3 protein-coding genes and 1 other RNA gene are annotated in these 11,351 nt (G+C 70.4%); 2 read left to right on the top strand and 2 right to left on the bottom strand.

Annotated features, from left to right (window positions below):
- Positions 1–12: 12 nt before the first annotated feature.
- Positions 13–1,053, bottom strand: coding sequence for a beta family protein (locus ACE1OA_RS24480; RefSeq protein WP_432753389.1), 1,041 nt, complete (start codon positions 1,051–1,053; stop codon positions 13–15).
- A gap of 271 nt (positions 1,054–1,324) precedes the next feature.
- Here ACE1OA_RS24480 and ACE1OA_RS24475 point away from each other — a divergent pair, with 271 nt between their 5' ends.
- Positions 1,325–8,386 carry a DEAD/DEAH box helicase gene (locus ACE1OA_RS24475; protein WP_432753388.1) on the top strand — a complete coding sequence of 2,354 codons (7,062 nt, stop codon included), beginning with the start codon at positions 1,325–1,327 and terminating at the stop codon, positions 8,384–8,386.
- A complete protein-coding gene (locus ACE1OA_RS24470; protein ID WP_432753387.1) occupies positions 8,383–10,644 on the top strand; it encodes a UvrD-helicase domain-containing protein in 2,262 nt (753 codons plus the stop codon). Before ACE1OA_RS24475 ends, ACE1OA_RS24470 begins: the two co-directional genes overlap by 4 nt.
- 232 nt (positions 10,645–10,876) lie before the next feature.
- On the opposite strand, the gene rnpB is transcribed toward ACE1OA_RS24470, so the two are convergent.
- An RNA gene (gene rnpB / locus ACE1OA_RS24465) (RNase P RNA component class A) lies at positions 10,877–11,281 on the bottom strand.
- Between the last annotated feature and the right edge of the window lie 70 nt (positions 11,282–11,351).

Genomic DNA, 11,351 nt, shown 5'->3' with positions numbered 1-11,351 from the left:
GCTCGGGAACGCTCACAGGCCAAGGCTCCGCACCACGAACTTCATGTGCTGGATGTCGCCCACCTTGTTCCACGTCGAGTGGTTACCGATGCTGACTGAGCCTTCGGTCCGGTCGCGCAACCACCTCTCTCCTGTTCCCGCCTCCGCGCCCCGGAAGTCCGCGAGCCTGGTGAGACAGCGCACGGCCTCTCGGTTGGCGTCGTCGTACTGCCTGCCGTGCGGCACCTTGGACAGGTGGTAGGAACGGGCGGTGGTGTAGCGGAGGATGCCCCACGGCGGGCCTCCGCCGTGCGCGGGCGGGGTCTGGGTGACGTACGTGGCGGGGTGGATTCCGTAGTCGCCGTAGCGGAGTCGCGGGAGGTACAGGCGTTCGCCGTGCTGGATTTCGTGCCAGGTTTCCCAGTCCGTGCGCGGGGCCTCGTACGGGGCGCCTTCCCGGAAGTCGGCCGGCGGTTCGGGGAAGCCGTCCGCCACCACGGTCACGGTGCGCCACGAGATGAGCGGGATCAGGGCGTCCAGGGCGCGCAGCGTCTCCTTGGCGGCTTCGGAGCGGTCGGGCAGGACCGTGCAGAGGTCGAGGAAGAGGGCGGCCGGGTGGTTCGCGGGAAGCCGGTCCAGCAACTCGCTGACGCCCGAGGCTGTGCCGTCGTTCCACTCGCCGGGGAGACGCACGCGGATACCGAGTACGTCCTCGCGTCGCCGAGCCACGGCGAGGGCGAGTGACTGCTGCGCGACGGGGCGTCCGGGTCCGGTTACGGGCCGCAGGTTGCGGTGGTCCCACCAGTCGAGGGTGAGAGCCTCGGCCAGGACCGCGGCTTCGGTGGCGTCGGCGAACGGCGCGTCCAACCACGCGGATCCGTGGCGCTGTGCGGCGGCGACGCCGTCGGCGTCCTTGCCGATCCGTTCGGCCAGCGGCTTCGGCAGCATGCCGGGGCGGGGAGGCAGTGTCCACAGGGGAGCGACCCGGCGCTGTACGTCCGGCGTCAGCTCACGGTAGGCGGCCGTGGCGTGCGGCCGGGTCGGCAGGACGGGAACGTACAGCGGTACGGACATGGCGTCCCCCCTCGGCGCTGCCCGTGCACGGTGTTTCCTTGTTTTCCTTCAGGGTGAAACCATTGGCCGGGGCCGGAAAGGGCGCCAATCAGCCACCGGTTCGCGGCTGGGCACGTCCGATGCGACAGCGGGTCTGCGCCGCATCACCCGGACCGCGGGTGTACCCGTCCCCTCACACAGTGTCCGACCTGCGCTATACGGTTGATCCGCACCACACGAGGCGACCGCTGCCACGCAAGCGTCTCGGGATCCACAGACGAAGGGGAGCGTCGTGAAACCCACTCTGGCCGCCGCGCAGCTGCGGGGCAGTCTGACGCAGTACCTCACGACGACCTACGCGTTGGCCGACGACGACACCCGGCGGGCGCTGGAGCGGTTTCTGGGGGACCCGGAGTCGGGGATCTTTCGGGGCCCGTATCTGCGGATCAGGACGCCGTTCCACAAGGCGGACGACGGGTGGGAACGGCATCTGGAGTGGCGGCCCGAGTTCACACCCTGGCGGCACCAAGCCAGGGCATGGCAGCGGCTCAGCACACTGGGCGGCAGGGAAGCCGAGCCGACGCTCGTGACGACCGGCACGGGTTCCGGCAAGACGGAGTCGTTCCTGGTACCGGTGCTCGACCATTGCCGACGGCAGCAGGCTCTCGGGCGGCGCGGTGTGAAGGCCGTACTCCTGTATCCGATGAACGCGCTGGCCACCGACCAGGCGGGCCGCATCAGCGACTACCTGACCGCGACCGACCTCGCCCAGGTGACCGCGGGTCTGTACATCGGCGACCGGCCGGACACCGACTTCCGGCGGGTCCTGACCCGGCGCGAGGAAATGCGTGTCTCCCCGCCGGACGTGCTGATCACCAACTACAAGATGCTGGACCTGCTCCTGCAGCGCGGCGAGGACCGGGCCCTGTGGGAAGGCGCAGACGTCGCGTACGTAGTGCTGGACGAGTTCCACACCTACGACGGCGCGCAGGGCACCGACGTGGCCATGCTGCTGCGCCGGCTGGCGACGGCGGTCGGCGCGACGCGGCCGGACCGTCCGCTGGGGCGGATCTGCCCCGTGGCTACCTCCGCGACGCTCGGCGCGGGGAGGGCGGGCACGCCGGCCGGGGGCATCCTGGACGTAGCGGCGCAGGTGTTCGGCATGCCGTTCACGGCGGACGCGGTCATCGGCGAGGAGCGGATGACCGCCGAGGAGTTCACCGGCGAGGTCGACTACGCGCTTCCCGAGCCGCCCACTCCGCAGGAGGTCATCGCGGTGTCGGGCGGCGCAGGCGTGGAGGCGAAGCCGGACCTGCTGGACCTGGACGGGCTCGCCGCCCGCATGCTGGGGCGGCAGGGCCTCGACGCGTTCCGTATCGGCCGTCTGCTGAAGCGGCACGACTTCACGCAAGGCGTGCTCGCGCTGCTCGACGGGGAGCCGCTGGACGAGTGGGGGCTACGGGACCGGCTCGCGCGCTTCGGATACGCCTGGGGGCGCACCGCCCGGGAGAATCCGCAGCTGGTGCTGCAAGCCCTGTCCCGTTTCGTGGCCCTGCTGTCCGCCGCCCGGGACCCCGACTCCGACGAACGGCGTCCGCGTCCGCTGCTGCACGTGGAGGCCCACCTCTGGGTGCGGCCGGTGACGCGTGTGCTGCGCGGGGTAGGCCGGACACCAGAATTCCGCTGGTACGAGGACGACCGCGCGCAGGCCCGGCGCGCTGCCCTGGCCGCGGCTCCCCCCTCGGAGGACGAAGACGGGACCTCCTCGGACAACGGGTTCTCGGGCGGGGCGAACCGGCCGCAGCCCCTGGCAGGCACGGATACGGCGGTGCGGCCCGCGCAGGTGCACCTGCCCGCCGTCTACTGTCGCGCGTGCGGGCGATCCGGCTGGGCAGCGCTGTCCCCGGAGGCCGATCCGCAGCAGCTCGTCATGGCACAGGACCGGATCTGGCGGGCCGGCGTCGGCCGTGACAAGCGCCGCATCCGCTACTTCATCTCCGCGACCGAGCCGGAGCGGCGCCAGGCACTCGACGCGCTGGCCGGGCGACTGCCCGCGGGCAGCGGCGTCGATCCACTCTCCGTGGTGGTACTCGACGGGGCGCAGGGCACCTACCGGCTACCGACTGCGGGAGACGACGGGGACCTGGTGGACGCCTGGTTCGCGCTCGCGCTGCTCGACAAGAAGACCGCCGACAAGGCAGCCAGGGACGACCGCTGTCCGGCGTGCAACACCGACAACAGCATCCGGTTCCTCGGTACGGCACAGGCGGCGCTCGCCTCGGCCACGGTCACCCAGCTCTTCACGGGTGGGGACATCGCGCTGGTCCCGGAGGAACGCAAGACGCTGCTGTTCAACGACTCGACGCAGGACGCCGCGCACCGCGCCGGGTACGTCGCCAACGCCTCGTACAAGTTCTCGTTGAGGTCGCTGCTCGCGCACAACCTCGACGACTCGGGCGCGGCGACGGCGCTCAACGACCTGATCGGCAACGTACTCGATTCGGTGGACGACCCCGAGGCGCTGGCCGCCGTCGTACCGCCGGATCTGCACGACGAGCCGGGTGTCGACCGGGTGTTGTCGGGGCGCGGTACCGGAGACGCCCGTACCTGGCGGCTGATCGGTGAACGGCTGGCGTTCGCCACGGTCATGGAGTTCGGGCTGCGGTCACGGCTCGGTCGCACCCTGGAGCTCACGCGGACGGCCGCCGCCGAGGTCGTCGTCGAGAACCCTGAGCGGGTCACCGACCTCGCCCGTGATCTGCACCTCGCGCTGCCGGGCCAGATGGTGATGACAGGCGGACTCCCGACACCCGAGCGGTATCTCGCTTATGTGCGTGGCCTTCTGGAGCGGCTGCGGCTGCGCGGCGCGGTCCGGCACCGGTGGCTGGAACAGTGGATGCGGGAGGCCGGAGCCGACCGGTTCCTCATCAGTGGGCGGCGACCGGACGGCATGCCCGCGTTCCCTGAAGGGGTCGCCCCGCCGAGATTTCTGTTGGACGGCCAGAAGGACAGGACAGAGTTCGACGTGGTCACCGGTCGGCAGGCCTGGTTCCAGGACTGGACCCGCCGCTGTCTGGGGCTGGACGCCGCCGGGGCCACCGAGTACCTCCGCCGGCTGCTGCCCGCCCTGGCCGACGAGCACGTGCTCAGCGTGCGCACCACGAAGGACCGCACCACGCGCGTCTACGGTCTCCAGCCGGGCCACATCCAGGTTCGGCTGCTGGACGACTCAATTGTCAACAAGGCGTTCGTGGCGTGCGAGGACTGCGGCTGGCAACAGGTCGTGCCCCCGGAGCGGCGTACTCGCTGGTACGGCCATCCGTGCCCGCGCTACCGGTGCAAGGGGTACCTGACACCGCCGCAACCAGGGATGCGCCTCTCTGCACCGTCCGAACCGGGCGGCGGCAGCGGAGGCGTCACCGGGGCGGGCTTCAGTGCTCTGCAGGAGCGGGACTACACGAACGACTACTACCGGCGGCTCTACCTGACCGGTGGCACCTTCCGTGTCGTGACGGCCGAGCACACCGGCATGCTGACCCGTGCGCAGCGCGAGCGGGTCGAGCGGACCTTCCGCGCCGGCACGCACTACACCGACCCGAACGTCCTGTCCTGCACACCCACGCTCGAACTCGGCATCGACATCGGCGACCTGTCGGCCGTCCTGATCGGCTCGCTGCCGAAGGGGCCCGCGAACTACGTACAGCAGTCGGGCCGCGCGGGACGTAAGACGGGCAACGCGCTGGTCGTCGCGTTCGGTGGACGCAGGGCTCGGGACCTGTACTACCTGGACCAGCCTCGAGAGATGATCGCGGGCGACATCGTGCCGCCGGGCTGCTATCTGTCGGCGGTGGAGATCCTGCGCCGCCAGTACACCGCGTGGCTCCTGGATCTCGCCGCGCGGGGCGGGCTCAGGACCGCGGACGGCGAGCAGTTGCAGCCGGTGCCCCGGCTGGCGTCCGCGCTCTTCGGAACGACGGGTTGGTGCCAGGACCTCGCGGATGCCGCACAGACGCATGGGGCGACACTCGTCGAGCAGTTCCTGGCCCTGTTCCCTGAGGGTGGGTCCCCCGTGCAAGGCCCAGGTGACTCTCCCGCGCGGGACGGTGACGACGCCGGGGTGTCCGCGCACGCCGCCGACGCGCTCCAGGAGTACGCGAACGGCGGCATCGTGCGCGCGCTCCAGGAGGCGGAGGAGGACTGGACGGGACGGCGGGAAGAACTGCGGCGCAGGATCGCCGCCATCGACGAGGCTGTCGACTCCTTGGCCCGCACGGACGAGGTCCAGGACCGCGAACGGCGGGAGCTGCTCGCCGAGCGCCGCAGCACCGGCGATCTGTTGCGGGACCTGAGCCGCACCAGCGCGCACGGCACGCTCGTCGAGCTGGGTCTCCTGCCGAACTACAGCCTGGCCGACACCACGACGCAGCTGGAGGCCACGCTGTACTGGTCCGAGGTCCCCTCGGACACCGACGAAACCGCCCAGACGCCCGGCGGGACCGACGCGCCGAAGGAACACCGCACCCCCGCCGGTACGCCTCGCGTCTACCGCAGCGAGACCCGCGACTACGAGCGCTCCAGCAAGATCGCCCTGACCGAACTCGCCCCGGGCAACAGCTTCTACGTCAACGGCTACAAGCACGTGGTACGCGCCCTCGACATCGGCAGCCCGGAACGGCGGGCCTGGTCGGTGTGGCGACTGTGCCCGGCCTGCGGCTACGCGCGCACACGCGACGCCCAGACCGACACCTCGCCCTGTCCGCGCTGTGACGGACGTGAGATCGCGGACGCGGGGTGTGTCCAGTACGTGCTCAAGCCGCGTCGGGTCGTGGCACGCGACAAGCGGGACGACGCACGGGTGCGCGACGACCGCGACGAGCGCGCCCGCCGACAGTACGCGGTCATCACCACCGTGGACATCGACCCCGCGCACCTGGCGACCGGTTCCTGGCGGCACGACACGGCGACCTTCGGCGTGGACTTCTCCCGCCGGGCCGTCATCAGAACGCTGAACCTGGGGCTCGACCGGCAGGACGGCAGCTCCACGGTTCCGCTGGCGGGCGAGGACGTCCGGATCAACCCGTTCTACGTATGCACGAGTTGCGGCGGCGCGACGGCGGACGGCCGACCGGTCGTGGACCAGTCGCAGCACGCGCTGACCGAGTCGGGGGCCGCTGCCACGAAGGGGAGCGCCCATCATCTGCTGTGGTGCCCCCGGCGACGCACTCAGGGCTCCGGGCACGGCGAGAGGCGAGAGACGGGTCAGGACGTACCGCTGCTGCTGGCCCACGAGTTGACCACGGAAGCCGTACGCATTCTGCTGCCCGCCTCCGTCACGCGGGCCCGGGAACGGCTCGCCTCATTCACCGCGGCGCTGTTCGCCGGTATCGCGGCGCGCTACGGCGGCGACCCCGACCACATCGAGATCGCCGCAGCCTCGATGCCGGACAGTCCGGACCAACTCGGCTCCGACTTCCCGCGGCGCTTCCTGGTCGTCTACGACCGGCTGCCCGGCGGCACCGGCTATCTGCACAGGCTGGCATCCGCGGCCGGGTTCCGCGAGGTGCTGCTGAAGGCACGCGAGGTCATCGAGAACTGCCGGTGCCAGCAGAAGGAGTTGGATGGCTGCCACCAGTGCCTCCTGCGCAGGGTGCCCCCGTCGGACTACGACCGGGTCTCCCGCCGCGAAGTCCAGTCCATGCTGGACGAACTGCTGGGCGCCGACGGCGAGCGCTGGCGGACCTCACCGGTCTCGACGACCCGCCAGATCCCGCTGGAACAGCAGGCGGAGAGCGACCTGGAGGTCATGTTCGTCGACACGCTGGAGGAGTGGGCCAAGCAGCCGGAGTCCCGTGCGGCGGCGAACACGTACACCACCCCGGCGGGCACCCGGGCACTGGATCTGCGGCTGACGACCGGCGACGGAGCCACCGTGAGCTGGCGGGTCTCGCAGCAGCGCGTCCTGGACGGCACCCGGCCCGACGTGCTCTTCGAGCGGCTCGACGCTCCCGGACCACGGCTCCCCGTCTATCTGGACGGATACCGGTATCACGCGAGCCCCGAGCACAACCGTCTCGCGGACGACGCAACGAAACGGGCACGGCTGCGGGCCGACGGGCTGAGGGTGTTCCAACTGACGTACTACGACGTCAAGGAGTGGCGGCTCCGCGTCCGCGACACCGGCTATGCCGGAGTCGCCCCCGTCGATCCGGTGTGGATGCCGTACGACCGCACCGCGCAGGACCGGGCGCGCTCCTACTACGCCCAGACGCGGGGTGGGCTGCCCGGAGAGCTGTCGGAAACCGTCTGGGTCAACCCGGCCGAGCTGCTGCTGGCCTACCTCCGTGACCCTGACGCGCGACGGTGGCATCATCGCGCCGAAGCCACCGTGGCCGGGCTCATCGGCGCGCCCGGCCTGCGGGACGCACCGGTCGCGGCGGAAGCGGTCGGCCGAGCCGTCGAGGCGGCATTGCACGACGAGGTCGTGGACGAGCCGAAGGGGCCTGTGCGCGTCCTCGCGGCGACGGACAGGTCCGGATGCCGCCTCGTCCTGGTCGCCGACGTGCGGCACCGGCCCCCGACCTGGACGGGGCTGACACTCCTCGACGACAGCGCCCAAGCCCTCACGGAGGAAAAGACCCACAGAAGGCGTTGGCAGGCCTGGCTGTACTGGAGCAACGTGCTGCAGTTCCTGGAGCACGGCGGGGGCGACAGCGCCCAGCTCACCACCACGCTGCTCCACGGCTTCACCGCCGACGTACTGACCGTGACCGGCGGCCAGGGGTGGCTGTCCTCGACGCGGGTCACGCCAGTGGTCGCCGGCGAGCCTCAGTGGGCCCCGGACAGCCTGCCACCGGTTGCCATGACCGCCGGACTGCCCGCGGTACCGGCGCGAACGACCGATGAACCGCCGTCCGGCACCCGGCCCCGGCGGGACGGCGCCTGGGACGCGGTACTGGAGTACGTGGACCCCGACGAAGCCGGCCTGGCCGAACTGGCTCACGCGCTCGCGGACCTGGGCGTTCCCGCGCCTGAGGACGGCTTCGAACTCGACGAACACGGCTGGCAGGCCGAACTGGCCTGGCCGGACGCCCGGCTCGGCGTGGTGCTGGCGCCGCAAGGGACGCCCGACGAGCCGGATCACGAGGCACAGGACCGTGACCGTGCCTTCGCCGCCGCCCATTGGGACGTACGTCCGGCGGGCGAATGGACCGCGGAGGAGATCGCCGGACGCCTCGGGGACGCTGCCACGCGGACAAGCGACGGCAGCCAAAGGGAGGCCGGGCGGCCGGAGGTCGGCACAGCCAGGAACTGCAAGAACGACAAGAACGATAACGAAAACGGGGAGTTGGCATGACGAGGACCGGGGGCGTGACGCTGCGCCTGCTCGACAAGGCTGACAAGGAGATCCTCCGGCTCCCGCGCACGGTCAAGGGCGCGCTGTTCGACTTCCAGCACAAGTTCAAGGAGAACCCGCGGACACCGGGGCTCAAGCTGAAGCAGCTCAAGGGCGACAGCCGCATCTGGTCCGCTCGGATCAACGACGAGTACCGCGCCCTGCTGCTCCGTCTGGCCGAGGACGACTGGCTCATCGTCTCGGTCAAGCACCGCAAGGAGGTCTACGACCGGCTGGCGTACGGAATCAACACCGTCACCGGTGGTATCGAGTACGTCGACCTCCAGGTGGTGGAGGACAGCGTGCTGCGGCGCATCCCGCCGCAGGAGCCGTCGCCCGCCGCCCCGTCCGCCCCGGTTCCGCCCGCCGAAGCCCAACCGCCTGCTCCTGAGCCGCTGTTCGCCGCCTGGACCGACGGGCAGCTGATCGAACTGGGCGTGGCCGAGCCCTTGGTTCCGGTCATCCGCTCACTCACCACCGATGAACAGCTCCTCGGCCTGATCGAGTACGCTCCGCAGCTCACCGGCGAAGTCCTGCTCGCGCTCTACGACGGAAAGCCCTTCGAAGAGGTACTGGACGAGGTCACCGCCCCCGTCGCCGCTCCGGAGCCTGTCGACACCGAGGACTTCCAGACGGCAGCCGAACGGCCGGCCACCGTTGTCACCACGTCCGACGACGCGCTGCGCGAGGCCTTGGAGGCAGGGGACTTCGGTCGTTGGAAGGTCTTCCTCCACCCTGCTCAGTCCAAGCTGGTCGAGCGCCGCTACTCCGGTCCCGCACGGGTCGGTGGCGGCCCAGGCACCGGGAAGACCATCGTCGCCCTGCACCGCGTCCGCCACCTCGTGTCCCAGCTGCCGTCCGGTCACAGCAAGCCGGTGCTGTTGACCACCTACAACAAGAATCTCGCTGCCGACCTGCGCTCCCGCCTCCTGGAACTGGGCGGTGAGCAGTTGCTGTCGCGGGTGGAGGTGAGCCACGTCGACCAGCTCGCGCTACGCGTCGTGAGGGAAGCCGAGCCCGGCAGCCGCAAGCAGACCATCGACGACAGCCAGGCCGTCCGGGAATGGCGTGCGATGCTCGACGAACTCGGCGAGAGCGGCTGGGACGCGGAGTTCCTGCACGACGAGTGGACGCAGGTGATCCTCGGACAGGCCGTCGGCACCCGCACCGACTACTTCCGGGCTCGCCGGGCAGGACGCGGCAAGAACATCGGCCGGGCTGAACGGGCCGCCATCTGGCAGCTCGCCGAACGCTTCACGCAGCGTCTGGACCGGCTCGGGCGTCAGACGTGGGACCAGGTCGCCGAACGGGCCGCCCGTCTGGAAATAGGGCGCGAGCAGCGCATCCGCGCCATCGAACGGCAGCGGGAGGAAGCGGGCGGCCTGGACAACATCCACCTCCAGGACGGCTCGCGTGGTTGGCTCCGCTACCGGTACCGGCACATCGTGGTCGACGAGGCTCAGGACCTGGGCCCCGCTCACTGGAAGATGCTGCGCGCCATGACGGCCCGCGACTCGGACGACCTGTTTCTGGTGGGCGACACCCACCAGCGCATCTACAAGAACCAGGTGACGCTGGGCAGTCTCGGTATCAACATCCGGGGCCGGTCCGCAAAGCTCAGTCTCAGCTATCGCACAACACGGCAGATCCTGCGCTCCGCGCTGGAGATGCTGGGCGAGGAGACGTACGACGACCTCGACGGGAACTCGGAGACCCTCGCCGGATACCGTTCCGTGCTCAGCGGCAGCGCACCCGGCATGCACCCGTGCACGGACTGGCAGACGGAACGTGACTCGATCGCCGCACACATCCTGGCCTGGGACGCCCAGCCGGAAGAGCGGATCGCACACGAGCAGATCGCCATCTGCGTTCCCACCAATGTGATGGCGAGTGAGCTGGGACACACACTCGGGGAACACGGCATCCGGGCCTTGGAGATCGGCGCCGACGGCGCCCGGGGCGAGCCCGGAGTCCACATCGGAACCATGTTCCGGTTCAAAGGGTTGGAGTACCAGCGCATGATCATCGCCGGCGTCAGCGACGGTCTGGTCCCCCGCGAACAGGTCAACCGATTGCGTCAGCTGGACCCAGCCCGCTACCGGAAGGAACTCCAGCGAGCACGATCCCTGCTGTTCGTGGCGGTGACCCGGGCACGCGACAGCCTCGACATCTTCTGGCACGGCACCCCGAGCCCGTTCCTGCGTCGTCTGCCATCCTGAGCGGCGAGCAGCAGCGGAAATCTCATGGATTTGACACTTGGCCGGGCTACAAGGCGCGGAGAATCACCGCAACCCAGTGATCAGGACGAGTGCCCGCAATGGCTACCTTCGTGGCTACGCTCCTAGCCGTGAGGTCCGGTTTGAGCCGGTACGGACCGGGGTTCGACCAAGCTCGCGACTCGGCAAGAAAGGGCCATGACCAGTATGTTCCCTGGTCATGGGCCCTTGGCGGCAGACGAGCCGGGCTGTACGCCGGGTTCTGTCCCCCGGGACCTCGCGGTCGTCGGGGTGACGGCCATCCATCTAGGGCCGGCGTTGCCGCCGGCCTCGTGCGGTCTACCCGCGGACTCGGGCGAGCAGCCCTCGAACGTCCGCGCAGGGCCGCCTGTCACCAGGCGACCCCTCTTGACCTTGCTCCGGGTGGGGTTTACCTAGCCGCCTGAGTCACCTCAGGCGCTGGTGGTCTCTTACACCACCGTTTCACCCTTACCGGGGACCGAGGTCCCCGGCGGTCTGTTTTCTGTGGCACTGTCCCGCGGGTCACCCCGGGTGGCCGTTAGCCACCACCCTGCCCTGTGGAGCCCGGACGTTCCTCGGGAGGATCCGAGGATCCCCACGCGGCCGCCCGCCCGGCTCGTCTGCCGTGCCGCCCATGCTACCCGCCCGGGCGGCGGGGGCCGGACGCCTCCGCCTCCCGTGCGGGGCCG

Source organism: Streptomyces sp. JL2001 (genome assembly GCF_050917515.1).
Lineage (GTDB): Bacteria > Actinomycetota > Actinomycetes > Streptomycetales > Streptomycetaceae > Streptomyces.
Note: the sequence above shows the minus strand (reverse complement) of the source record. Positions and strands in the feature narration are given on the sequence as shown.

Coding starts and splice junctions, on each gene's coding strand:
- ACE1OA_RS24470 (WP_432753387.1), top strand. CDS start 8,383: ATGACGAGGACCGGGGGCGTGACGCTGCGCCTGCTCGACAAGGCTGAC.
- ACE1OA_RS24480 (WP_432753389.1), bottom strand. CDS start 1,053: ATGTCCGTACCGCTGTACGTTCCCGTCCTGCCGACCCGGCCGCACGCC.